Source organism: Methylobacterium sp. J-026, from assembly GCF_022829585.1.
Lineage (GTDB): Bacteria > Pseudomonadota > Alphaproteobacteria > Rhizobiales > Beijerinckiaceae > Methylobacterium.
The window spans coordinates 13,960-36,690 of record NZ_JAKSYC010000181.1 but is presented as its reverse complement, the minus strand read 5'-3'; the positions used below and the strand labels follow the sequence as shown (position 1 = coordinate 36,690).

22 protein-coding genes are annotated in these 22,731 nt (G+C 72.9%); 5 read left to right on the top strand and 17 right to left on the bottom strand.

Annotated features, from left to right (window positions below; translation table 11 throughout):
* Positions 1 to 97: 97 nt before the first annotated feature.
* Positions 98 to 406 (bottom strand): hypothetical protein, encoded by a 309-nt coding sequence (locus MKK69_RS16845; RefSeq protein ID WP_243969640.1) that lies wholly within the window; start codon positions 404 to 406, stop codon positions 98 to 100.
* A gap of 242 nt (positions 407 to 648) precedes the next feature.
* Between MKK69_RS16845 and MKK69_RS16840 the strand changes: the two genes are divergently transcribed.
* Complete coding sequence (locus MKK69_RS16840) at positions 649 to 1,500, top strand: S49 family peptidase (RefSeq protein ID WP_243969639.1); 852 nt, start codon at positions 649 to 651, stop codon at positions 1,498 to 1,500.
* Positions 1,501 to 1,511: 11 nt separating this feature from the next.
* Here MKK69_RS16840 and MKK69_RS16835 read toward each other — a convergent pair whose 3' ends face one another.
* Positions 1,512 to 2,381, bottom strand: coding sequence for an NAD(P)-dependent oxidoreductase (locus MKK69_RS16835; protein WP_243969637.1), 870 nt, complete (start codon positions 2,379 to 2,381; stop codon positions 1,512 to 1,514).
* Positions 2,382 to 2,490: 109 nt separating this feature from the next.
* Between MKK69_RS16835 and MKK69_RS16830 the strand changes: the two genes are divergently transcribed.
* On the top strand, positions 2,491 to 3,522 hold the full coding sequence (locus tag MKK69_RS16830) for a P1 family peptidase (RefSeq protein ID WP_243969635.1): 1,032 nt from the start codon (positions 2,491 to 2,493) through the stop codon (positions 3,520 to 3,522).
* 286 nt (positions 3,523 to 3,808) lie between these two features.
* Here the strand turns inward: MKK69_RS16830 and MKK69_RS16825 are convergent, their stop codons facing one another.
* The 11 genes from MKK69_RS16825 to MKK69_RS16770 form a co-directional block, all read right to left on the bottom strand.
* Positions 3,809 to 4,090: a hypothetical protein gene (locus tag MKK69_RS16825; RefSeq protein ID WP_243969633.1), complete on the bottom strand. Its 282-nt coding sequence runs from the start codon at positions 4,088 to 4,090 to the stop codon at positions 3,809 to 3,811.
* Positions 4,087 to 6,477 carry a response regulator gene (locus MKK69_RS16820; RefSeq protein WP_243969632.1) on the bottom strand — a complete coding sequence of 797 codons (2,391 nt, stop codon included), beginning with the start codon at positions 6,475 to 6,477 and terminating at the stop codon, positions 4,087 to 4,089. The genes MKK69_RS16825 and MKK69_RS16820 overlap by 4 nt, the downstream gene beginning before the upstream one ends.
* 52 nt (positions 6,478 to 6,529) lie before the next feature.
* Positions 6,530 to 7,426 carry an EamA family transporter RarD gene (gene rarD, locus MKK69_RS16815; RefSeq protein WP_243969630.1) on the bottom strand — a complete coding sequence of 299 codons (897 nt, stop codon included), beginning with the start codon at positions 7,424 to 7,426 and terminating at the stop codon, positions 6,530 to 6,532.
* A gap of 109 nt (positions 7,427 to 7,535) precedes the next feature.
* Positions 7,536 to 9,065: a methyl-accepting chemotaxis protein gene (locus MKK69_RS31025; RefSeq protein WP_279598435.1), complete on the bottom strand. Its 1,530-nt coding sequence runs from the start codon at positions 9,063 to 9,065 to the stop codon at positions 7,536 to 7,538.
* 443 nt (positions 9,066 to 9,508) lie between these two features.
* Positions 9,509 to 10,111: a pyridoxamine 5'-phosphate oxidase family protein gene (locus MKK69_RS16800; protein ID WP_243969628.1), complete on the bottom strand. Its 603-nt coding sequence runs from the start codon at positions 10,109 to 10,111 to the stop codon at positions 9,509 to 9,511.
* The gene (locus MKK69_RS16795; protein ID WP_243969625.1) at positions 10,108 to 10,440 is read right to left on the bottom strand and encodes a lipid-A-disaccharide synthase N-terminal domain-containing protein; all 333 of its coding nucleotides are present in this window, start codon (positions 10,438 to 10,440) and stop codon (positions 10,108 to 10,110) included. The genes MKK69_RS16800 and MKK69_RS16795 overlap by 4 nt, the downstream gene beginning before the upstream one ends.
* Positions 10,434 to 11,219 carry a glycosyltransferase family 2 protein gene (locus MKK69_RS16790; RefSeq protein WP_243969623.1) on the bottom strand — a complete coding sequence of 262 codons (786 nt, stop codon included), beginning with the start codon at positions 11,217 to 11,219 and terminating at the stop codon, positions 10,434 to 10,436. Before MKK69_RS16790 ends, MKK69_RS16795 begins: the two co-directional genes overlap by 7 nt.
* Positions 11,216 to 13,165, bottom strand: coding sequence for a glycosyl transferase (locus MKK69_RS16785; RefSeq protein ID WP_243969622.1), 1,950 nt, complete (start codon positions 13,163 to 13,165; stop codon positions 11,216 to 11,218). The genes MKK69_RS16790 and MKK69_RS16785 overlap by 4 nt, the downstream gene beginning before the upstream one ends.
* A gap of 63 nt (positions 13,166 to 13,228) precedes the next feature.
* Complete coding sequence (locus tag MKK69_RS16780; protein WP_243969620.1) at positions 13,229 to 14,662, bottom strand: MmgE/PrpD family protein; 1,434 nt, start codon at positions 14,660 to 14,662, stop codon at positions 13,229 to 13,231.
* On the bottom strand, positions 14,659 to 15,849 hold the full coding sequence (gene metC, locus MKK69_RS16775; protein WP_243969618.1) for a cystathionine beta-lyase: 1,191 nt from the start codon (positions 15,847 to 15,849) through the stop codon (positions 14,659 to 14,661). The genes MKK69_RS16780 and metC overlap by 4 nt, the downstream gene beginning before the upstream one ends.
* Before the next feature lie 108 nt (positions 15,850 to 15,957).
* On the bottom strand, positions 15,958 to 16,131 hold the full coding sequence (locus tag MKK69_RS16770) for a hypothetical protein (RefSeq protein ID WP_243969616.1): 174 nt from the start codon (positions 16,129 to 16,131) through the stop codon (positions 15,958 to 15,960).
* Between the two features lie 88 nt (positions 16,132 to 16,219).
* Here MKK69_RS16770 and MKK69_RS16765 point away from each other — a divergent pair, with 88 nt between their 5' ends.
* The gene (locus MKK69_RS16765; RefSeq protein WP_243969614.1) at positions 16,220 to 16,489 is read left to right on the top strand and encodes a hypothetical protein; all 270 of its coding nucleotides are present in this window, start codon (positions 16,220 to 16,222) and stop codon (positions 16,487 to 16,489) included.
* Between the two features lie 58 nt (positions 16,490 to 16,547).
* Here the strand turns inward: MKK69_RS16765 and ntrC are convergent, their stop codons facing one another.
* From ntrC to dusB, 3 genes are read right to left on the bottom strand one after another with little or no spacing between them, the layout of a single operon-like run.
* On the bottom strand, positions 16,548 to 18,014 hold the full coding sequence (gene ntrC, locus MKK69_RS16760) for a nitrogen regulation protein NR(I) (protein ID WP_243969612.1): 1,467 nt from the start codon (positions 18,012 to 18,014) through the stop codon (positions 16,548 to 16,550).
* A 47-nt stretch (positions 18,015 to 18,061) separates the two neighbouring features.
* On the bottom strand, positions 18,062 to 19,204 hold the full coding sequence (locus MKK69_RS16755) for a two-component system sensor histidine kinase NtrB (protein ID WP_243969610.1): 1,143 nt from the start codon (positions 19,202 to 19,204) through the stop codon (positions 18,062 to 18,064).
* Positions 19,201 to 20,226: a tRNA dihydrouridine synthase DusB gene (gene dusB, locus MKK69_RS16750; RefSeq protein WP_243969609.1), complete on the bottom strand. Its 1,026-nt coding sequence runs from the start codon at positions 20,224 to 20,226 to the stop codon at positions 19,201 to 19,203. Before dusB ends, MKK69_RS16755 begins: the two co-directional genes overlap by 4 nt.
* Before the next feature lie 169 nt (positions 20,227 to 20,395).
* Here dusB and MKK69_RS16745 point away from each other — a divergent pair, with 169 nt between their 5' ends.
* Positions 20,396 to 21,727, top strand: coding sequence for a bifunctional 2-C-methyl-D-erythritol 4-phosphate cytidylyltransferase/2-C-methyl-D-erythritol 2,4-cyclodiphosphate synthase (locus MKK69_RS16745; protein ID WP_243969607.1), 1,332 nt, complete (start codon positions 20,396 to 20,398; stop codon positions 21,725 to 21,727).
* A 3-nt stretch (positions 21,728 to 21,730) separates the two neighbouring features.
* Here the strand turns inward: MKK69_RS16745 and MKK69_RS16740 are convergent, their stop codons facing one another.
* A complete protein-coding gene (locus tag MKK69_RS16740; protein WP_243969605.1) occupies positions 21,731 to 22,129 on the bottom strand; it encodes an MAPEG family protein in 399 nt (132 codons plus the stop codon).
* Between the two features lie 101 nt (positions 22,130 to 22,230).
* Here MKK69_RS16740 and MKK69_RS16735 point away from each other — a divergent pair, with 101 nt between their 5' ends.
* A complete protein-coding gene (locus tag MKK69_RS16735; protein ID WP_243969603.1) occupies positions 22,231 to 22,728 on the top strand; it encodes a CinA family protein in 498 nt (165 codons plus the stop codon).
* Positions 22,729 to 22,731: the final 3 nt, after the last annotated feature.

The following is a 22,731-nucleotide window of genomic DNA, read 5'->3' as shown; positions in this document are numbered from 1 at the left end:
GGAAGAGCAGTGATATCAGACGGTTAAATAAAGTTTTCCGAGGCCCCCCGCAAGGCCGCCTCCCGGCCTGTCCGGGCCGGGCGGCGGGTCGGTCGGCTCAGTAGAACGTGAGGTTCCGGTGGCCGACGGCGCGGCCGGGCCGGGCGTGATGCGGGCGGACGTGATGAAGGCGGTGCCCGTGATGGCGATGCCAGTGGTGACGGTGGCGGCGGTGATGCCAGTGGCGCCGCCCGTGATGGCGCCGGTGCCAGTGGCGCCGGTAGTGCCAGCGGGCCAGCTGCACCGCCGGGGCGGGTGCGGCGGCCGCGGCGGTGACCGGGACCGGAAGGGGGGCCGCACGTGCGGGCACCCCCGCCAGCCCGCCGATCAGGGCGGCAAGGAGGACCAGGATAGGCCAGGGTCGCATTGTCTCTCTCCCGTGGTGGCGCCCGGACGATCCTGCGGATCCGGGCCGGCACGAGGCTCGCGCCGCGGGCAGAAACGGCCAAGGTCGGCCAACGGTTCGCCGGTCATGACTGCGCAGATCGAAAACCCGCCCCGGCCCGCCGCCGCACCGCCCTTGCGCCCCGGGGCGGAACGCCCAGTTTCCCGATGCCCCGCCCGGGCCGTTCGCCGCCCGGGCCCCCGACGAGCCCGCGCCAGATCTCCATGCCCTTCGCGTTCCCCGACACATTCCGGGCCCTCCTGCCGCGCCGGTTCCGGAACCGGCGCCCGCGGGTCGCCGTGGTCCGGCTCTCCGGCACGATCGGGGCGGTCTCGCCGATCCGCCCGGGCCTCTCGATCGCCAGCGTGGCGGGCAGCCTGGAGCGGGCCTTCGGGATGCCCGGGGTCAAGGCCGTGGCGATCGTGATCAACTCGCCCGGCGGCGCGCCCGCGCAGTCGCACCTGATCCACCGCCGGATCCGGGCGCTGGCCGCGGAAAAAAGCCTGCCGGTGATCGCCTTCGTGGAGGATGTCGCGGCCTCGGGCGGCTACATGATCGCCTGCGCGGCCGACGAGATCGTCGCCGACCCGACCTCGATCGTCGGCTCGATCGGGGTCGTGTCCGCCGGGTTCGGCTTCCACGGCCTCCTGGAGAAGCTCGGCGTCGAGCGCCGGGTGCACACGCAGGGCGAGGCGAAGTCCATGCTCGACCCGTTCCGCCCCGAGGACCCGGCGGATGTGGAGCGGCTGAAGCGCATCCAGGCCGACATCCAGGACCTGTTCACCGGCCTCGTCACCGCCCGGCGCCCGACCCTGTCTCCGACCGAGAACCTGTTCACCGGGGCGGTCTGGACCGGCCGGCAGGCGCTGCCGCTCGGCCTCATCGACGCCCTGGGCGACCTCCGCACGACGATGCGCGCGCGCTTTGGCGAGACGGTCGACCTGCGCCTCGTGGCGGAGGCGCGGGGCGGGCTGGTCGCCCGCCTTCTGCGCCGGGGTGGGGCGCCGGGCGGGATTGCCGCGGATGCCCTGGCCGCGTTGGAGGAGCGCGCCGCCTTCGGCCGGTTCGGTCTCTAGGCGCGGGCGTCTCAGCCCCGCCCCGCGCGCCGGGCGGAGACGCGCGCCAGGGCGGCGAGGTCCTTCTCGCCGTCGCCGTGGCTGATCGCCTCGATCAGGCCGTCGCGCAGGACGCTGGCGAAGGGCATCGGCACGCCCGCGCCCTCGGCGGCCTGGAGCGCGAGGCGCACGTCCTTGGCCCCGAGCTTGAGGATGAAGCCCGGCGGCTCGTAGCGGTTCTGGGCGATCGAGGCGCCATAGCCCTTGTAGACCGGCGAGGCGAACAGGGTGCTGGTCATCAGGTCGAGGAAGTCGGCGCCCGCGACTCCGTGGCCCTCGGTGAGGGCGCAGGCCTCGCCCATGGCCTCGATCGCCGAGATCAGCATGAAGTTGCCGGCCAGCTTGACGGCGTTCGCCCGCACCGGATCGTCCCCGAACCGCCAGGTCTTGGCGCCCATGGCGTCGAGCAGCGGGCCGGCCCGGTCAATCAGCTCCGCAGCCCCGGCGGCCACGATGTTGAGTTTGCCGGCCTCCGCCACGTCCGGTCGCCCGAAGACCGGCGCCGAAATGTAGGGGACGCCCGCCCGGTCGTGCACGGCCGCGAGCTGCTTGGCGAGCGCCACCGAGACGGTGCTCATGCCGATATGCAGGCCCGGGCGCTCCGGCCGGTCAAGCAGGCCGCCGGCCACGATCACGGCCTCGAGCGCCGCGTCGTCCGCCAGCATGGTGATCACGGCGTCGCCCGCAAAAGCCTCCGCGGCGCTGCCCACCGGGGTCACTCCGTCGATGCCCTGCGCCGCTGCCGGCGTGCGGTTCCAGGCCCGGACCCGGTGGCCGGCCCGCGCGAGGCTGGCGGCCATGCCCCGGCCCATCCGCCCCATCCCGATGAATCCGACGTCCATGGCGTGCTCCTCGATTCCGTCTGCCGCCCGCGCAACCGGGGAACCCCGACCGGCGGTCAACGGCGCCGACCGGATTTGCGCCGATCTCCGGGCATGGCAAGGTCGGGCCATGCTGCGCAATCGCATCACGGACATTCCCGGCCTGCGGGTCGGCCACGCCAGCGACCTCATGCTTGCCAGCGGCGTCACCGCGATCCTGTTCGACGCGCCGGTGGTCGCCTCCGTCGATGTGCGTGGCGGCGGGCCCGGTACCCGCGAGACCGATCTGCTCGATCCCGAACGCACCGTGGAGCGGATCGACGCGCTGGTGCTCTCGGGCGGCTCGGCCTTCGGGCTCGACGCGGCGGCCGGCGTGACCGCGTGGCTCGCCGAGGCCGGGCGGGGCTTTCCGGTGGGCACCATGCGCGTGCCGATCGTGCCGGGCGCGATTCTGTTCGATCTCCTGAACGGCGGCGACAAGGCCTGGGGCCGCTACCCGCCCTATCGCGAACTGGGTTTCGCGGCGGCCGCGGCGGCGGCCGTGGATTTCGATCTGGGCTCCGTGGGGGCCGGGACCGGGGCCCGCACCGGGCGCCTGAAGGGCGGGATCGGCTCGGCCTCGGCCCTGGTGGCGGGCACTGGCTTCCGGGTCGGGGCGCTCGTGGCCGTCAACGCCTTCGGCAACGCGACGATTGGCGACGGGCCGCATTTCTGGGCGGCGCCGTTCGAACAGGCGGAAGAATTCGGCGGCCTGGGCTCGCCGGCCCGGGTACCGGACGATGCCCTCGCCTTCCCGGCCCGGACGCTGCCGGGCGCCGCAACGACGCTCGCCGTGGTGGCGACCGACGCGGCGCTGACCAAGGCGCAATGCCGCCGCCTCGCGGTGGCGGCCCAGGACGGCCTCGCCCGCGCCCTCGTGCCGGCGCATACGCCGCTGGACGGCGATCTGGTGTTTGCCGCGGCCACCGGCGCCGTGCCGCTGGCTGATTCGGTGCCGGATCTCGCGCGGCTGGGCGATGCCGCCGCGCGGGTGCTGGCGCGGGCGGTGGCGCGGGGGGTTTTTTGCGCCACGCGGCTGCCGGGTCATGCGGTGGCGTCGCCACTGGCCTCGACGGGTTTGCCGCCGGCTTGGGGTGACGTGTTTCGGGGCGTTCAAGTTTAGAATTTGCGCACGCGGGACTTGTCAGTTCGGCGCCAGGAAGAACCACTTGTCTGGCGCGAAGCGTATCACCTTGCCCTCGAACCGATCGTAGAATTCCGGCACCGTGTTGAACACGACTTCGCGTCCAGCAAGGATCTGGATGGCATGCTCGATTCTTGGTCGTTCCGACATGCCGAAGACGCTTACGACGACGTGGCTCCAGGATCGCCCACCGCATCCCATCGTTCTGCAGTATCAACACACCAAATCCCTCAGCGCGGCATCCAGCCCGCGATGAGGGGCCGTCTCACACCTCCCCGCGGGCATCCTCGATCAGCTGTGCCAGCCCGGCATCGACCTCCGCGCCGAGCATCTTCCGCTCGGCGTCGGTGAGATCCTTGGCCCAGGCGGTGCCGCCAAACCCCTCCGCGCAACGCGCCCGCTCGGAGGCGATGTAGGCCTCGGTCTCTTCGGGCTGCGTCTTCATGGCGTGGACGAGGCCGAACCACGCCGCCCGCTCCACCACGGCGAGCCGCGCCCGCAGGCGGATTGCCGCCGCCTTGTTCGGATCGATGCCTTCGTCGCTCATGGCCGCTCCTGCGTATCCTGTTCGGCGAGCCGCGCGATCAGACCCTGGAGTTGTCCAGGCACCGGCTCGCTCGCCGAACGCGCGTAGAGCACGCGCAGTTGCCGGCCGATCTCGGCGAGGCTCATGGAGCCCTTGGCGATCACCCGGTCGGCCTGCTTGTTCAGGCTCTCCTTCTCGGCATGGGTGATCTCCTTGGCGGTGAGCACCACCACCGGCACGTCGCCGTCGGGCCGGGCGCGCAGGGCCCGCAGGAAGCCGAACCCGTCCATCTCGGGCATCATCAGGTCGAGGAGGATCAGGCTCGGGCGGGCCTGGCTGAACCGGTCCAGGGCGATGCGGCCGTTCTCGGCCTCGTCGACGGTCCAGCCCTCCCGGCCGAGCGACCGGCGCAGGCGCTCGCGGGCATCGGCGTCGTCGTCGACCACCAGCACCCGGGCCTCGTTGGGCGCCGCCGGCCGGTAGCGCTCCATCAGCCCCTTGAGCCGGTCCCAGTCGATCGGCTTGACGAAGTAGTCGGTGGCGCCGAGCGCCTGGCCGAGGCCCTGTTCGGCCACCACCGAGGTCATGATCACCGGCGTTCCGACCAGATCGGGATCGCTGCGCACCGCGTGCAGCACCGCCCAGCCGTCCATGCGCGGCATCTCGACGTCGAGCAGGATCGCCCGCGGCTTCAGGGCCCGGGCGAGGGTCAGTCCGGCGCGCCCGTCATTGGCGCTGCGGACGTGGAAACCCTCGCGTTCGAGGAAGCGCTGGAGCAGCTCGCGGGCGGCCGGATCGTCGTCGACCAGCAGCACCGTCTCGTGCTGCTCGTGCGGCTCGACCGGCTTGTGGGCCTCGACCTCGGCCGCGGGCGACTCCTCGGGACTGAGCGTCGCGGGCAGGCGGATCGTGAAGGTTGCGCCCGCGCCCGGGACGCTGGTGACGTCGATGTCGCCGCCCATCGTCTGGCAGAAGGCGCGGGTGATGGCGAGCCCGAGGCCGGTGCCGCCGAACTGGCGGGTGGTCGATTCGTCGGCCTGCACGAAGCGCTCGAACAGCCGTTCGATCTGCTCCGCGCTCATGCCGATGCCGGTATCGGTCACCGCGAAGGACAGCCAGTCCGCCTCCGCCTCCCGGTGCCGGCGCACCGTCAGGGTGATGGTCCCCGTCTCGGTGAACTTGGCGGCGTTGCCGATCAGGTTCAGGAGGCACTGGCGGATCTTGGTCTGATCCTGGTGCATGGAGCCCAGTTCGGCCCCCGCATCCTCGCCCGCGTCGAGCACGAAGCGGTTGCCCTTCTTCTCCACCAGGGAGCCGGTGGAGTCGGAGACGTCCCGGAGCAGGTCCGACACCGAGAAGGTCTCGGCCGAGGCGGTCATGCGCCCGGCCTCGATCTTGGAGATGTCGAGCACGTCGTTGATCAGCGACAGGAGGTGGCGGGCCGCCGCCTCGATCTTGCGCAGGTCCGGCAGGAGGGCGGCCTGGCCGATATCCTCCAGCTCCTCGCCGAGCATCTCGGAATAGCCGATCACCGCCGAGAGCGGGGTCCGCAGCTCGTGGCTCATGTTGGCGATGAACTGGCTCTTGGCGCGGTTGGCCGCCTCGGCGGCCTGCCGGGCCCGCTCCACCGCCTCCTCGGCCTCCCTGCGCTCGGTGACGTCGATGCAGGTGCCGACCCATTCCCGCAGGGTTCCGTCCTCGGCGAGCACCGGCACGCCGCGCACCTCCATGGCGCGCCACGCGCCGTCGTGGCGGCGCAGGCGGTACTCGACCTCGTAGGTCCGGCGCGCCTCCACGCAGGCCGCCCAGGTATCGGCGGCCTGTGCCCGGTCGTCGGGATGGACCGCGTCCAGCCAGCCCCAGCCCTGATAGGCCTCCTCGGTCTGCCCGGTATAGATGCTCCAGCGGACCTGCGGCGGCATCAGCTCCCCCGCCGCGTTGGTGTTCCAGATCACCGCCGCCGAGGCGTCGACCAGAGCCCGGAAGCGCTGCTCGGAATGGCGCAGGCGCTCCTCGATCGCCCGCCGCCCGGAGATGTCGGTGTTGGTCCCGTACCAGCGCAGGATCCGCCCGGACGCGTCCCGGTGGGGCCGCGCCTTCGACAGGAACCAGCGGTAGGTCCCGTCCTGGCCCCGCAGGGGGAACGTGTCCTCCCAGGTGCTCCCGAGGGCGATGGCGGCCTGGTAGCGCTCGGTCACCGCCGCGACGTGGTCGGGATGGTGGACGGTGCGCCAGCCCCAGCCGCGCATCTCCGCGAGGGACGTGCCGGTGTAGTCGTACCAGCGCTGATTGTACCAGACGATGGTGCCGTCCGCCTCGGCGATCCAGGCGAGCTGCGGCAGCGTCTCGGCGAGAATCCGGTAATCGGCATCCGTGACGGCCTGCGCGCCGCCCTCAGTCTCGCTCATCGGCTAAGCGCTATCCCCTCATCCGCCCGCGGCGGCCCTGTACCGGTATGCCTTATACACGCATCCCGTCCGGATCCGATCGCAACCGCGCGGGCGCGGCGTTGCGGCGGTCGCGCAGGGCGTCGATCGTGTAGAGGGCGAGCGCCGCCCAGATCAGGGCGAGCATCGCCGCCCGCGGCGGCGCCACCCGCTCGCCGAAGGCCAGCACGCTGAGGCCGAGCAGGCAGGTCGGGGCGACGTATTGCAGCAGCCCGAGGGTGGTCAGGCGCAGCCGCACCGCGGCGGCGGCGAACCAGATCAGCGGCAGGGCGGTGGTGAGCCCCGTGAGCATCAGGAGCGCGAGACCCGCCGTCTCCGCGGGCAGGAACGGCTCCGGGGACAGGGCCAGCCACACCACCGCCGCCGGCAGGAGCACCAGGGTCTCGGCCAGGAACCCGACCAGCGCGTCGACCCCGACGATCTTCCGGACGAGCCCGTAGAGGGCGAAGGTCACGGCCAGCGACAGGGACAGGACCGGCAATTCGCCGGCCCACACCACCGCGATGGCCACGCCCGCCGTCGCGACGCCGACCGCCGCGGCCTGCATCGGCCGCAGGCGCTCGCCGAGCACCACCCGCCCCAGCGCCACGCTGACCAGGGGGTTGATGTAGTAGCCGAGGCTCGCGTCGAGCAGGTGCCCGCTGCTGACCGCGGAGAGGTAGAGCAGCCAGTTCACGCCGATCATCGCCGCGGAGAGCAGCAGCAGGGCGTGGCGTGGCCGCAGGGGCAGCGGCAGGTTGAGGCGGTGGCGCGCCGCGAGCACCAGCGCCAGCGTACCGGCGAACAGGCTCGACCAGACGATCCGCTCGGCCAGGATGTGGTTCGGGCTGTAGGCGCCGAGCAGCCGGAAATGCAACGGGACCAGGAGGCCCCAGCTGAGGTAGGCGGCGAGCGCGTAGACGAGGCCCACGGGTTTCTCCCGGCCGGCCCGGCGGGCAGCCGGGTGCCGGGGCTTTAGCCCGGGGCCGCGGCCCCGGTCAGGTGGGGCGGCGCAGGGCTGCCATCCCGGCGACCGGCGCTTAGGCGGCCCGGAGCGTGGCGAGGAAGCGCCGCACCTCGCCGCCGAGATCCTCCGACTGGCACGCCAGCGCGGCGGCGGCGGCCAGGACCTGATCGGCGGCCGCGCCGGTCGCCTCCGACGCCTCGGCCACCCCCGCCATGTTGCCGGTGACCTCGCTGGTGCCGGTGGCGGCCTGCGCGACGTTGCGGACGATCTCCTGGGTGGCGGCGCCCTGCTCCTCCACGGCGGCCGCGATCGAGGAGGCCACCATGTCGATCTCGCGGATCCGCGCCGTGATCGTGGCGATCACCGAGACCGCCTGGCCGGTCGCCCCCTGGATGCGGCCGATCTGCTCGGAAATGTCGTCGGTCGCCCGGGCCGCCTGGGCGGCGAGCACCTTGACCTCCCCCGCCACGACCGCGAAGCCGCGGCCGGCCTCCCCGGCCCGGGCCGCCTCGATGGTGGCGTTCAGCGCCAGGAGGTTGGTCTGGCTCGCGATGGCGGCGATCAGCTCCACGACGGTGCCGACCTTGGCGGCGGCGGCGCTGAGGTCCTGCACCAGGGCGGCGGTCCGGGCGGCCTCCGAGACAGCGTTCTGCGCGAGCGTCGCGGAGCCGCTGACCTGCCGGCCGATCTCCAGGACCGAGGAGCCGAGCTGCTCGGCCGCGCTCGCCACCGTGTTGACGTTGGCGGCGGCCTGCTCGGCGGCGGCGGCCACGGTGGTGGACCGGTCGGCGGTCCGCGCGGCGGTCTCGGTCATGGTCCGGGCGGTGGCCTGCAAGGTGGCCACCGAGGCGGAGACCAGGCCGATGATCCGGCCGACCGTGTCCTCGAAGCCGCCGGCGAGCTCCAGCAGGGTCCGGCTGCGCGCGGCGGCGGCCGCCTCGTCCGTCAGCCGTTTGCTATCGGCCCGCTCGGCCGCGTTGCCGGTGACCAGCGCCTTGATGCCCTCCACGGCCTTGCCGATGGCGCCGATCTCGTCCCCGCGCCGTGCCTCCGGAACCTCGGTGCCGAGGTCCCCCTGCGCCATCGCCTTCAGGGCGGCCGTCAGCCGGCCGAGGGGGCGCGTGACGCCGAAATTCACCACCAGCAGGCCGACCAGGATGCTCGCCGCGATGCCGCCCGCCGACAGGCCGATCACCCAGAACAGGGTGGTCTGCGTCTCCGCACCCAGCGTCGCGGACCCCGTCTGGATCGCCGCGCCCAGGTCGTCGGCGAAGGTATCGAGTTCGGCAAACAGCGTCTTCTGGAGGGGATCCACCTTCCTGTGGGCGAGGGTCAGCGCCTGGGCGCTCATGCCCTTCTTGACCATCGCGCACATCTCGCCCGTGAGCGTGACGTAGCTGTCGAGCAGAGCCGCGATCCGGTCGGTCCGCTCGTGGAAGGCCGGCGCGTTCCGGCGCACGCCATCCACGAGCTTCGCGGCTTCGGCCGGCAGCGGCTCGAAGGCGGCGCCGATCCGGTCCGACTCGTCCGGATCGGCCTCGCCGAGGGCGCGGAAGGCGACGTAGCTCATCTGATAGACGACGCGGCCGAGGCGCGCGGCCATGGTGGCCGCCGTGGCGTCGTTCTCCAGATAGGCGCTATAGGCCGCGTCGACTGCGACCGTACGCTTCGAGATATACCATAGATACCCGACGGAATTCGCAGCAATAAAAGCAAAGGCGAATGCAATCTTCAGGGAGATTGAATTTTTCAACAGACGATGCACGGCCGATGCTCCGGGTCGGATGCAGCTTAGATCCGGCAAACTAACCAAGTCGATAACAATTCTGAGCCCTGGCACGGTTCGGGGCGAAAATGAGACGCTGCGAACAGGCGCACTATCTTGAGATGGCAATGCGCTTGACGATACAACCTTCAGCGCAGAACGTTGCCGCGCTCCGAATCTGCTGGCGGATCCTGCGCGGATACGGGACGCGACACAGGCCCGGGCGGGCTCCGGCGGCCGTCCGGCCCCATCGTCCGTGGTGCCTTCGCGAATCGGGCGCCTCAGGGCGCGCGCCACGCCCCGTGCCAGCCGGCCTCGCGCCGGTCCCACGCCGCCCGGCGGTGGCCGCGCCGGTCGAGGTAAAGGAAGTCCAGCCGCTCGGCCCGGACCAGCACGGCGGCGAAGTTCGGGCGGCCGGTCGCGGCGGCGGAGGTCTCGTCCGGCAGCGCGTAGGCGCCCCCCGCCGGGAGCGCGGTCCCGGGGCCGGGCTCGGCCCCGTAGCAGACCCGGCTCATCGCCCGGGATCCGTCCCAGGCCGCCTCGGCCACGGCGTCGTCGGTGTGCAGCGTGGCGCGGCCCTCGACGCGGATCTGGACCTTCGCGGCCGCGTCATAGGCGGCGAGCGCGCAGGCCGGCTTCGCGCCGAGCTCGGCCGCCTTGTCGGAGCGGCGGTCGCAGTGGAACCGGAGGGTGCCGGATTCCGGGTCGGCGGCGCGCAGCACCACGGTGCGCAGCCGCGGCGCGCCGTCCGGGCCGATCGTCGCCAGGGCCGGGAGGTGGAATCCGCCGCGGCCCTGCGCGGCGCCCTCGGCCAGGAGCCGCCACGCCTCGGCGAAGGCGGCGTCGAGGTCGTCGTAGAAGGCGGGCAGCGGCGTGCGGGTCACGCGGCCCCCCGCTTCCGCCGGTGCTCGCGAAAGATCAGCGCGAGGTTGCGCAGATAGATGCCGGTGGACAGACCCTGGCCGATGATGATCACCGGCTCGCGCCGCACGAAGCCGTAGACCAGGGTCATCAGGCCGCCGAGGATCGACAGGAACCAGAACGACAGCGGCATCACGCTCCGCCCCGCCCGCTCGCTGGCGATCCATTGCAGGATGAAGCGCGAGCCGAACACCAGCTGGGCGACGATGCCGAAGACCAACCAGAAATCCATTCGGGTGACGAACACGTCGTAGAAGTAGTCCGGCAGGTCGTGGGCGAGCTGGATCAGCATCCGACATCCTGGTCTGCCGGCGCGGGGGCCGGGATCGCGATCTCCGCCGGCCGCGGATCCGCGCGCTTGCGCCGGATCAGCCACCAGACGCCCGCGAGATCGAGGAGCCCGACCCAGAGACGGTCGAACAGCCCGTAATTGGAGACCCCCGTCAGGCGGGGCCGGTCGACCACGTCCCGGTGGACCACCGAAAACCCCTCTCGCGCCACCAGGGCCGGCATGAACCGGTGGAGGGCGTCGAAATAGGGCAGCCGGAGGTAGACGGCCCGGCGGAACACCTTGAGACCGCAGCCGGTGTCGCGGGTGGAATCCTTCAGGATCCGCCCGCGCACGCCGTTGGCGATGCGCGACTGGAGCATCTTGAAGCGCCCGTCCCGGCGCCCGCGCCGCTGGCCCTGGGCGAGCCCGGTCCCGGGGCCGGCCGCGTCCAGGGCGGCGAGCAGGATCGGGATGAAGGCGGGGTCGTTCTGGCCGTCGCCGTCGAGGGTCGCGACGGTGTCGCCCCTCGCCGCCAGGACGCCGCTGCGCACGGCGGCGGACTGGCCGCCGCTCCGGGCGTGGCGCAGGACCCGCAACCAGGGCCGCCCCGCCCGCGCCGCCGCGAGGGCCGCCGGGGTGCCGTCGGTGGAGCCGTCATCGACATAGATCAACTCGAAGGCGAGACCCGCGCAGGCGGCCGCGATCTCCGCCACGAGGGGCGCGATGTTGCCGGCCTCGTTCCGCACCGGCACGACGACGCTGAGCCGCGGGCCGTCGCCGAGCTGCGGGGTATCGTTCACGGGGTCACCGCGTAGGCCGTCACGAAGACCCGCCGGCCGGTGTTGAGGTTGAAGCCCTCGACCTCGGCCCGCGGCGCCGGTGCCCCGCGCCCCACCGGCCAGGCCGCGTTGAACTCGTCCCGGTCCCGGGCCTCGACGAACAGCAGCCGGCAGCCGCCACCCTCCAGGAAGTCCCGGGCGGCGGTTCCGTCCGGCGGCAGGACGAGCCCGGTGCCGATCAGGAACACCAGGCTCGGCTCCCGGTAGCCGAGGCTCGCCACGCGCGGGTCCGCGCAGGGCATCCGGTCCCGCAGGGCGGCGAGACGCGGGGAGACCTTGAGGGCGGGCAGCGACAGCTGCGCCACGCCCAGCACCGCGGGCCCGAGCAGGGCGGAGGCCAGCACACCGAGCACCAGGGCGCGCTCGGCGGAGCCCTGCGCGAAGGCGAGCCACGCCAGCGCCGCCACCGCGCAGGCGGCGGCGAGCAGCGGCAGCGCCGGCCAGGGGATCGTGTGGCCGTCGAGGCGCCACCCGACCACGCACAGGCCGAGGGTCAATCCGACCGGGATCGCCGGCACCAGCAAAGCGGTCAGGCGCGCGCCGCGCAGCCGCGGGTCCAGCGCCCGCCGCGACAGCGCCAGCAGGGTCAGGATCGCCAGCCACGGCATCAGCGGCAGGACGTAATGGGGCAGCTTGGTCGGCACCGCCTCGAAGATCAGCCAGGCCGGCAGCACCGTGGCGATCAGGAACGCCACCGCGGGTTCGCGCCGCGCCCGCCACGCGAAGGGGAGGCTCATGGCGGCGAAGGCCGCCCCCGGCCAGAAGGTGGCGAAGACAGCGAGCGCGTAGGCGCCGGGCGGTCCCCAATGCCGCTCGGCCGCGCCGCCGAGCTTGCCGAGCATGTCGTGCCCGACCGCCTCGGCGTAGAAGGCGCCGCCGCTCTTCCAGGCGATGGCGGCGAACCAGGGGGCCACGATCACCAGTGTCAGGCCGAGGCCCGCCAGCGGCCGCAGCGGCAGCAGCCAGCGCCCGGAGCGCGCCACGGCCGACAATCCGAGCGCCGGGAGGGCGACGAAGAGCGGGACCATCGGGCCCTTCACGAGGATGCCGACGGCCATCCCGAGCCAGAAGGCGGCGAAGACGGCGCGCCCGGGCGCATGCGCCCTCCCTCCCCCCTCTGTGGGGCTCCGATGTTCGCGCTTCGGCGTCTGCCACGCGCGACCGGCCCCCTCTCCCGCACGGGAGAGGGGACTTGCGCCCCGTTCTGCGACCGCGTCCCCGCGCGGGATGTGCAAATCCCGTCGCTCTGCGGGGGCAGAGAGAGGCGCGTATCGCCGGCCGTCGGCCTCGTTCGTCGGCGTTGTGAGCCGGTCGTCGGTGCGCAGGCGGAGCGGATGCGCGGCCAGCCAGACCCGGGCCAGCGCCCCGAGGCTCGCCGTGGCGCAGGCGGCGAGCAGCGCGTCGGTCTTGGCGAGATGCGCCTCGGCCGTGAGCATCAGGCTGGCGCCGAAGAGGGCGGCGGCCAGCAGCGCCGACCGCCGGGGCAGGACGGCGAGCGCCGCCCAGTAGGCCAGCAGCACCGAGGCGGCGGCGCCGATCAGCGAGGGGATGCGGTAGAGGGCGATCTGCGTGCGCGCGCCCGGCACGCCGAGCGCTTCGCCTGCCGCCACCGCGGCGGCCTGCGCCCAGTAGATCCCGACCGGCTTCTTGTTCCGCGCCTCGCCCTGGAAGCGGATATTCACCAGATCGCCGGTCTCCAGCATCTGCTTCGAGGCCTGGGCGAAGCGCGGCTCGTCCCGGTCCATCGGCTGCAGCGAGATCTGGCCCGGCAGGAACAGGATCAGGCACAGCGCGGTCAGGGCCGCCACGGCCCGGGCGTGGGTGAGGCTCAGGGCGTCGAGCCCGCGCCCGATCCGGTCGGCGGGGGCGAGGCGCGCGGGGCCGCCGGCGGAGAGGCTCGTGGTCATGCCAGGCCGGTCAATCAGGATCGTGCGGGCGCGTCAAATGCACCGCCGGGCGGTTTGTCGGCCTCAGGCGGTCAGGAGGGGCCGCAATGCGCGCATGTCGGCGACCGTCTCGAGGGCGTTGACCTGCGCGATCAGGCGCTCGGTCGCGTCCGGGCCGAGCACCGGCGCCATCAGGTCCCGCGCCTTGGCGTTCACCGCCTCCGTGCTCAGCGGATTCTCCTTGGTGCCGGGGGGATGCCGGGTGTGGTGCTCGACGATCCGGCCGTCCGTCAGGGTCATCGTCACCACGGCGCCCCGCGGGGCGGCGGGGTCCATCAGGGCCGGATCGCCCGCCAGCTCGACCTTGGCCTGCTCGGCCGCGATCACGGGATCGTGCATCAGGCCGGCATCGTGGCTGTCGGCGAAGGAGACCGCGCCCTTGACCAGCGCCAGGGCGACGAGGTGCTGGCAGCTGACATCGGGCATGGCGCTCGACCCGACGATGCCGACCGCGTCGGTAGGCAGCCGCACCAGGATGTGCCGCACGGCCTCGGGCGTCAGGCCGTATTGCCGGCGCAGCGTCAGGGTCGCGTCCAGGGGCGACTGGATCGGGTAGCCGACCGAATAGGTCTTGATCGCCGTCTCGGTGACGAAGAACCGGCTGCCCAGCCCCTCCAGCATCAGCTCCGGCCTCGGCGCGGTGGAGAGGGCGTTCAGCAGGTTGTGGCGGCCGTCGAGCACATCGGCGACGCCGGTCAGCCCGGCCTCGACCATGCCCACCGCCGTGACGCCGTTGCGCGCGCCCATGCCGGCGAAGTCGAAGGCCTTCTCGACATGGTCGTGGTCGCGCACCCAGCTCCACAGGCCGGAGACCTGCTGGGCCCCGTAGGAGAGCGCGAAGCGCATGCCGCGCTCGTCGAGGCGGGCCAGGGCGGCGGCGGCGCCCAGCGCCCCGAAGGTGGAACTGGTGCCCTCGGCGCTGCGATGGGTGCCGCGCACGAGGTCGGGTCCGAGCGCCAGCAGCAGGCGGCAGCAGAGATCGTAGCCGAGCGCCACGGCCCGGACGAACTCGGCGCCGGAATTCCCGTGCTGCTCGGCGAGCGCCAGGGCCGCCGGTACGGTGGCGCAGCCGGGATGGGCCTTGGTCACCGGCTCGAAATCGTCGGTCTCGTCGGCATGGGCGCACATGGCGTTGGCCAGCGCCGCGTTCACCGTGGTGGTCCGGAAGCTGGAGGCCACGACCCCCGCCTGCTCGGCGCCGCCGAGGGTTCGGACGTAAGTCAGCGCCATCTCGCCCGGCCGCATCCGGGCACCCGAGACCATGGCGGCCAGGGTGTCGAGGATCCGGTGCTTGCAGGCGGTCAGCACCTCGGGCGGCAGGTCTTGCCCCCGGGCGGCCGCCATGTAGCGGGCGAGCCGCCCGGTCACATCCGTCTCCGCGGCGGTCACGGGAAGGCCGCCCGCGAGGGTGAGCGCCCCAACGCCCTGGATCAGACGGCGCCGGGTCGGCGCGCTCACGCGGCCGCCCGCAGGCGCGCGAAGCCGGCATCGAGATCGGCCTTGAGGTCGGCCACGTCCTCGAGCCCGATGTGGAAGCGCAGGGCCGGTCCGCCGGGCGCCCATTGCGTGGCGGTCCGGTAGCCGGCGCAGTCGAACGGGATCACGAGGCTCTCGAAGCCCCCCCAGGAGAAGCCCATCCCGAACAGCTCCAGCCCGTCCAGCATCGCGGCCAGAGCCGCCTCGGGGACGGGCTTCAGGATCACCCCGAACAGCCCGGAGGCGCCGGAGAAGTCGCGCGTCCAGATGGCGTGGCCGGGATCCTCCGGCAGGCCGGGATGGAGCACCCGCAGCACCTCGGGCCGCGCCTGGAGCCAGCGGGCCATCTCCAGCCCGGCGCGGCCGTGCTCGCGCAGTCGCAGCGCCATGGTCCGCATGCCGCGCAACGCCAGGAAGATGTCCTCCGCGCCGGCACACATGGCGAAATGGTCGAAGGTGCGGCGCACGGCCGGGAAGTACTGGGCGTTGGCCGAGGTCAGCCCGATCAGCAGGTCGGAGCCGCCGCTCAGGTACTTGGTCCCGGCCTCCACGGCGATGTCGACGCCCCGTTCGTGCGGCGGGAACAGCAGCGGCGTCGCCCAGGTGTTGTCCATGATCACGCAGGCGCCGCCGGCATGCGCCACCGCGGCGATGGCCGGGACGTCCTGCATCTCGAAGCTCTGCGAGCCGGGCGCCTCGACCAGCACGGCCTTCGTGTTCGGGCGCATCAGGTCGGCGATGCCGGCTCCCACGGTGGGGTCATAGTAGGTGACCGCGACGCCGAAGCGGGCCAGCACGCCGTCGCAGAACTGCCGGGTCGGCCGGTAGGCGGAATCGGTGACGAGGAGGTGGTCCCCCGCCGAGACGGCGGCCATCAGCGCGACGGTGAGGGCCGCGAGGCCGGAGGGCGTCACGACGGTGCCGGCCGCGCCGGCGAGTTCCGTCCAGGCGCCGGTCAGGGCGTCCATCGTGGGCGTCGCCGAGGTGCCGTAATTGTAGCGCCCGCGCCGGTGCTTGATCGCGTCGTAGGTCGGGTAGAGGACCGTGGAGCCGCGGTAGATCGGCGTGTTGACGAAACCGTGCTGCTCGCCCGGATCCCGGCCCGCATGGACGAGGCGCGTCGCGGGGGCGAAACTCTGCTTGGACTCGGGCGAGGGCTTCAGGGACATCGGGGACCGGGGCTCGCGTCGGGAAGGCGCCGCACGAAGCGCCCGGCGCCGGGCGAGGTCAAGCCTGGGCGGACCACGCGAACGTCCGGGCGCGCCGGGGTTTCCGCCTTAGGCCGTCTCGGGCGGATCGGAGGCTGCGGCCTCCTCGTAAGCTTGCATCCAGCCGGCATAGTCCTCGGAGCCCTCCGGATAGGGACATTCGCTCACGGGCTTGCCGTAGAGGCGCGCGTTGCGACCCTGGATGAACGGGCTGTCGCTCGCGGTGGCCTGGACGTTGGTCAATATCGCCTCCCGAAGATTTGGGGTGGGGCTTCGTTAACGGCCCCGCGCCTATTCTGTTGCCGTCTCAAGTCGCGTCCCGGGTCATCGCGTGCCTGTCCTGCGTTCCCTCTTCGGCGGCGTCCTGATCCTGGCCTCGACGGCGATCGTCGTGTTCGTCAGCGCCGACCGGCTCGCCCATCTGGCGCCCAGTCCGGTGGTGCGCGCGGCCCAGGTCGAGCCGTCCGCCACCGGTTCGCTGCCGGCGCCGGCCAAGGCCGCGCCCGCGCCGAAGCCGGCCATGCCGAGCATCCCGAACGGGTTCGACACGGAGCGGCTCCACGCGCTGATGCGCGGCGATCCGATCCTGCCGCGGCGCTGACCGGGCGTCTCGGGGCTCCGCCCCGAACCCCGCCGACGCGCTCGGCCTTCGTGACCCTCTACCGCGCCGTTCGGAACACCTGGAGGTCGAGGTCGCGGACCTTCTTGCGCAGGGTGTTGCGGTTGACCCCGAGCAGTTCCGCCGCGCGGATCTGATTGCCGCGGGTGGCGGCGAGCGCCGCGCCGATCAGCGGGCCTTCGATCTCCCGCAGGATCCGGTGATACAGCCCGGGGGGCGGCAGCGTGTCCCGGTAACCCGAGAAATAGTCCGAGAGGTGACGCTCCACCGCGCTGGACAGGCTCTCGGCATCGGCGCCGGACTTGCGCGTCCCGCCGTTGAGGGCCGGCGTCGAGGGCGTCGCCAACGGCAGGGTGTCGAGCTCCGCCTCGATCACCGGGCCGGTGATCGTCTCCTGCGGGTAGAGGGCGGCGAGCCGCCGGACGAGGTTCTCCAGCTCGCGGACGTTGCCGGGCCACCGGTAGCGCTTGAGCCGCTCCATGGCGTCGCCGTCGAGCATCTTGCGGGTCAGGCCCTCGCGCTCGACCTGTACGAAGAAGTGGCGGACGAGGTCCGGCACGTCCTCCGAGCGCTCGCGCAGGGCCGGCAGCCGGAGGGGCACGACGTTCAGGCGGAAGAACAGGTCCTCGCGGAAGATGCCCTGCTGGATCGAGACCCGCAGGTCCTTGTTGGTGGCCGCGATGATCCGGACGTTGGTGCGGATCGGGACGCGTCCGCCCACCGTGGTGTACTCGCCCTGCTGGAGGACGCGCAGCAGCCGGGTCTGCGCCTCCATGGGCATGTCGCCGATCTCGTCGAGGAACAGCGTGCCGCCCTCGGCCTGCTCGAAGCGGCCTGCGGAGCGCTGGAGGGCGCCGGTGAAGGCCCCCTTCTCGTGGCCGAACAGCTCGGACTCGATCAGGTCCCGCGGGATCGCCGCCATGTTGACGGGCACGAACGGGCCGGTGCGGCGGCGGCCGTAATCGTGCAGCGCCCGCGCCACCAGCTCCTTGCCGGTGCCGGATTCGCCGGTGATCATCACCGTGAGGTCGGTGGGCATCAGCCGGGCGAGCGCCCGGTAGATCTCCTGCATGGCCGGGGAGCGCCCGACCAGCGGGATGTCCTCGTTCTCGGGCGGTCCGCCGGGGGCGGGCGCCCCGCGCGGACGGGAGAGGGCGCGGCCCACGATGGCGATCAGCTCCTTCAGGTCGAAGGGCTTGGGCAGGTACTCGTAGGCGCCCCGCTCCGAGGCGCGGATCGCCGTCATGAAGGTGTTCTGCGCGCTCATCACGATGATCGGCAGTTCCGGCCGCACCCGCTTGATGCGCGGCAGCAGATCGAACACGTTCTCGTCGGGCATGACCACGTCGGTGATGACGAGGTCGCCCTCCCCCTGCGCGACCCAGCGCCAGAGGGTCGCGCAATTGCCCGTCGAGCGGACCTCGTAGCCCGCCCGGGACAGCGCCTGGTTCAGCACGGTGCGGATGGCAGCGTCGTCGTCGGCGACGATGATGTGGCCGTTCGGCATGACTCTCTACTCAGACCTCCGACGGGGAGCCGACTCACAAAACGTGATCATGGGTCGACCGCCGATTCGCGCCCGTCCCGGGCACTCGACATCGGCAGAAGGATGCGGAACGTCGTGCGGCGGGGGGCGGGATCGCACTCGACGATGCCTCCGTGATCGCCGACGATCTTGGCCACCAATGCAAGACCGAGGCCGGAGCCCTGCGCCTTGGTGGTGACGAACGGGTCGAACAGGTCGGGCAGGAGATCGGCCGAGATGCCCGGGCCGTTGTCGCGGATCGCGACCTCGATCGGCAGGCTGACCCGCTCCCGGGAGCCCGGCACCTGGAGGCGCAGGCCGGTCCGGAAGGCGGTCGACAGGGTGATCTCGCCCTCGACCGCGTCCTGGCCGATCGCCTCGGCGGCGTTCTTCACGAGGTTCAGGATCACCTGGATCAGCTGGTCGCGGCTGCCCAGCACCGGCGGCAGCGACGGGTCGTAGGTCTCGACGAAGCGGATGTGCCGGGCGAACCCCGACTGCGCGGAGCGCTTCACCTGGTCGAGCACCCCGTGGACGTTGACGGCGCCGCGATCGGCCGGACGCTCGTCGCCGAACAGCTCCATGCGCTCGACGATCCGGACGATCCGGTCGGACTCGTCGCAGATCAGCCGGGTGAGCAGCCGGTCCTCCTCGGCGCCGGTGCTCTCCAGGAGCTGCGCGGCGCCGCGGATCCCGGCCAGCGGGTTCTTGATCTCGTGGGCCAGCATCGCGCCGAGCGCCACCATCGAGCGCGCGGCGCCGCGATGGGTGAGCTGGCGGTTCATCTTGTCGGCGATGGTGCGCTCCTGGAGCATCATCACCACGGCGTCGCCGTCGTCGCCCAGCGGGGTCGCGAACACGTCCACGCTGCGCTCCAGCCCGAGCCGGGGCTGGGTCAGCTCCACCCGGTACTCGCTGACGCTGGCGCGGCGGCGGCGCACCTCGGTCACCAGGGCGATGATCGGGGAGGCGAAGGGGATGATGTCGCGCAGGCGGCGGCGCTGCATCAGCCGCGCGGAATAGTCGAAGAACGCCTCCGCGGCGTGGTTGCAGTGGAGGATCCGCTCGTCGCCGCCGATGGTCAGGACCGGCAGCGGCAGGGCGTTAAGCACGGCCTCGGCGGCCGTGTCGCGCCGGCTCTCCGGCTCCTGCAGAACGGGCTCATCGCTCATGCGGCCTCCCGGATCGGATCCTGCGCCCCGGCGAAGGCCCGGGCCAGCAGCGCCAGCGCGGCGTCGGGATCGGCGGTAGTGAGGAGCGCGGTACGCTCCGCCGGGTCCAGGCCCCCGCCGGTCTCGGCGTAGGCGGCGAGGTGCTTGCGCGCGTGGCGCACGCCCATGGCGCGGCCGTAGAGGGACAGGAGCCCGGCATAATGCTCGGCCGCCAGGGCGGCCTGCTCGGCCCGCGACGGCGCCGAGGCCGGCCGGCCGGCGAGCGCCGCCGCGACCTGCCCGACCAGCCAGGGACGGCCCGTGGCGGCCCGGCCGATCATCACCCCCGCGGCCGCCGATTCCGCCAGGCAGGCGCGGGCGCTGGCGAGGTCGGTCACGTCCCCGTTGGCGATCACCGGGATCGACACCGCCTCCACCACCGCGCGGATCGCGGCCCAGTCGGCCGTGCCCGTGTAGAATTGCTGCCGGGTCCGGCCGTGGACCGTGACGGCGTTGAGCCCCAGGCGCTCGGCGCGGGCCGCGAGGTCGGCGGCGTTGCGACTCGCATCGTCCCAGCCCAGGCGCATCTTGACCGTCACCGGCACCGAGACCGCCCCGCGTACCGCGGCGAGCAGCCGCGTCGCGTGGTCGAGGTCGCGCATCAGGGCCGAGCCCGAGGCGATCCCGGTGACGATCTTGGCCGGGCAGCCCATGTTCACGTCGATCACGTCGGCGCCCCCGGCCTCCGCGAGCCGCGCGGCCTCGGCCATCGGCCCGACCTCGCAGCCCGCGAGCTGGACCACGTGGAGATCGACGCCGGAGCCCTCCGCGCGCAGGACCGCCTCGCCGGCGCCGCGGGCGAGTTCGCGCGCCGCCACCATCTCGGAGACCACGGCATCGGCGCCGCAGCGGCGGGCGATCCGGCGCATGTGCAGGTCGGTGACGCCGGACAGGGGGGCGAGCAGGCAGAGCGGAGCGCGCTCCCCCTCCCCGTCCACGGGTCGTCCCCGGCGCAGCGCGCTCAAATAATGATCAGTCGCCATTCTGCACAACAATGAGGCAAGCGCGGCCCGCTGGCAAGCGGGGCGACGCGTTGATTTCGGGCCCTCCCCCGCTTAAACGACGGGCATCCTCACCGGCAGGGCATCGGCGGACCGTCTGGCCTGCGTCCGGGCCCGAGCCTGCTCTCCAGATCCCACGAGTTTGCCGCCCATGTCCGCCACCGGCACGCATGCCAATGGACCCGCCCGCGCGGGGGCCGGCGTCGCCGCGGTGGTGGTGGCGGCCGGGCGCGGGATCCGCATCGGCGGCGGTACGCCCAAGCAGTATCGGCGCGTGGGCGGTCAGGCGGTCCTGACCCGCACGCTGGCCGCCCTCGCCGCTCAGGATTCCATCGACCGGATCCAGCCGGTGATCGCCACCGACGCGGCCGCGTTCTTCCAGGAGTGCCTCGCGGAACTCGCCGCCGAACTCCGAGACAAAATCGCCGCGCCCGTGGAGGGCGGCACGACGCGCCAGCTCTCCGTCCGGGCCGGCCTCGAAGCCCTGGCCGCCGGCGCGGCGCCCGAGATCGTGCTGGTGCACGACGCCGCCCGCCCCTACGTCGACGCGGCGCTGATCGCCCGGGCGATCGGGGCCGGGCGCGACCACGGCGCCGCCGTGCCCGGCGTGCCGGTGACCGACACGGTCAAGCGCGTCGTCGACATCGCCCCGGGCATCGGCCGGGTTCATGAGACCCCGCCCCGCGAGCATCTGCGCGCGGTGCAGACGCCGCAGGCCTTCGCCTTCGCCCCGCTGCTCGGCGCCCATCGCGCGGCCGCCGCGGCGGGGCTCGACGGCTTCACCGACGACGGCGCCCTCGCCGAATGGGCGGACCTGCCGGTGGTGGTGTTCGCCGGCGACGTCGCCAACCGCAAGATCACCCAACCCGCCGACCTCATCGAGGCCGACCGCGCCTTCGCGGCCGGCACCGCCGAAACCCCAGCGCCGGGAGCCCGCCCCATGACCGCCTACGTCACCCGTGTCGGCACCGGATTCGACGTGCACGCCTTCACCACCGGGGACCATGTCTGGCTCGGCGGCGTGAAGATCCCGGCCGACCGGGGGGTGCTCGCCCATTCCGACGGCGACGTGGCCCTGCACGCGCTGACCGACGCCCTGCTCGGCGCCATCGCGGACGGTGATATCGGCACCCACTTCCCGCCCTCCGAGGAGCGCTGGCGCGGGGCCTCGTCCGATCAGTTCCTGGCCCATGCCTGCGGGCTGGTCCGCGCCCGGGGCGGCCGGATCGACCACCTCGACATCACCGTGCTGGCCGAAGCACCGCGGATCGGCCAGCACCGGGAGGCGATCCGGGCGCGCATCGCCGCCATCGCGGGCGTGCCGCTGACGGCGGTCTCCATCAAGGCGACGACCACCGAGAAGCTCGGCTTCGTCGGCCGGGCGGAGGGGCTCGCCGCCCAGGCCGCCGCGACGGTTCGGCTCCCGGAGGAGGACGGCCCCGCACTCGACGCCGAGGCGGAAACCGCCATGCGCCAGGGGTGAGGCTCAGGCCACCCGCAGCAGCAGCGCGATGGCGGCGATGCCCAGCGCCGCGAGGGTCAGCAGGATGCCGCCGCCCCGGCAGGCGAACTGGCGCGGGGAGTTCGGGGCCGCGAACATGCCGATCGGGTGCAGGATCCGTCCGACCAGGAGGGCGACCAGCAGGCCCTGTACGAGCCCGTGGCCGGCGCCCCCCGCCTCCAGCAGACCGACGAGGATCAGCGTCAGGGGCACGTATTCCGAGAAGTTGGCGTGCGACCTGGCCCGTTTGAGCAGCGCCGCGTCACCCCCGTCACCGAACAGCACGTTGCCGGAGACCCGGCTCGCCATGACCCAGCCAGAAAGGCCGAGATACACCAGGGCGAGCAGCGCGCCGTAGAGCGCCGTGGTCGCGGGGAAGATCATCGCGTCGTGTCTCCTGTGGAGCCTGCCGGTCCTTGAGCCGGCACCGGCCATACGTCACAACACGAGATAGGGCGACGGCGCCCGAGGGGAGCCCGTTCGCGATGATCGACGACGCAGAGCTTCTCGCACGCGCGGAGGCGCTGGTGGCGGCCTACGCGGCGGCCGGCCGCACGGTCGCCACGGCCGAATCCTGCACCGGCGGCCTCGTGGCCGGCCTGCTCACCGCCGTGCCGGGCTCTTCTGCCGTCCTGGAGCGCGGGTTCGTCACCTACTCGAACGCCGCCAAGGCCGAGGCGATCGGCGTGCCGATGGACCTCATCAACCAGCACGGCGCCGTCAGCGCGCCGGTGGCGCGGGCGATGGCCGCGGGGGCGCTCTCCGCCTCCCGGGCCTCCGTGGCGGTGGCGATCACCGGTATCGCGGGCCCCGGCGGCGGCAGCGCCGAGAAGCCGGTCGGGCTGGTCCATTTCGGGCTCGCCCTGGGGGATGGCGGCGTGCGCCATCTGGAGCGGCGCTACGGCGATCTCGGGCGCGCGGGCGTCCGCCGGGCCGCCGTCGCCGACGCCCTCGGTCTCCTGGAGGAGGCCCTCGGGGCCTGACGA

Coding starts and splice junctions, on each gene's coding strand:
- MKK69_RS16845 (WP_243969640.1), bottom strand. CDS start 406: ATGCGACCCTGGCCTATCCTGGTCCTCCTTGCCGCCCTGATCGGCGGG.
- MKK69_RS16785 (WP_243969622.1), bottom strand. CDS start 13,165: ATGACCACGAGCCTCTCCGCCGGCGGCCCCGCGCGCCTCGCCCCCGCC.
- MKK69_RS16830 (WP_243969635.1), top strand. CDS start 2,491: ATGCTGCGCAATCGCATCACGGACATTCCCGGCCTGCGGGTCGGCCAC.
- MKK69_RS16795 (WP_243969625.1), bottom strand. CDS start 10,440: ATGCTGATCCAGCTCGCCCACGACCTGCCGGACTACTTCTACGACGTG.
- ntrC (WP_243969612.1), bottom strand. CDS start 18,014: ATGCCGAACGGCCACATCATCGTCGCCGACGACGACGCTGCCATCCGC.
- MKK69_RS31025 (WP_279598435.1), bottom strand. CDS start 9,065: ATGGCCGCGCGCCTCGGCCGCGTCGTCTATCAGATGAGCTACGTCGCC.
- MKK69_RS16820 (WP_243969632.1), bottom strand. CDS start 6,477: ATGAGCGAGACTGAGGGCGGCGCGCAGGCCGTCACGGATGCCGATTAC.
- dusB (WP_243969609.1), bottom strand. CDS start 20,226: ATGGCGACTGATCATTATTTGAGCGCGCTGCGCCGGGGACGACCCGTG.
- MKK69_RS16840 (WP_243969639.1), top strand. CDS start 649: ATGCCCTTCGCGTTCCCCGACACATTCCGGGCCCTCCTGCCGCGCCGG.
- MKK69_RS16755 (WP_243969610.1), bottom strand. CDS start 19,204: ATGAGCGATGAGCCCGTTCTGCAGGAGCCGGAGAGCCGGCGCGACACG.
- MKK69_RS16745 (WP_243969607.1), top strand. CDS start 20,396: ATGTCCGCCACCGGCACGCATGCCAATGGACCCGCCCGCGCGGGGGCC.
- MKK69_RS16825 (WP_243969633.1), bottom strand. CDS start 4,090: ATGAGCGACGAAGGCATCGATCCGAACAAGGCGGCGGCAATCCGCCTG.
- MKK69_RS16835 (WP_243969637.1), bottom strand. CDS start 2,381: ATGGACGTCGGATTCATCGGGATGGGGCGGATGGGCCGGGGCATGGCC.
- MKK69_RS16740 (WP_243969605.1), bottom strand. CDS start 22,129: ATGATCTTCCCCGCGACCACGGCGCTCTACGGCGCGCTGCTCGCCCTG.
- metC (WP_243969618.1), bottom strand. CDS start 15,849: ATGTCCCTGAAGCCCTCGCCCGAGTCCAAGCAGAGTTTCGCCCCCGCG.
- MKK69_RS16735 (WP_243969603.1), top strand. CDS start 22,231: ATGATCGACGACGCAGAGCTTCTCGCACGCGCGGAGGCGCTGGTGGCG.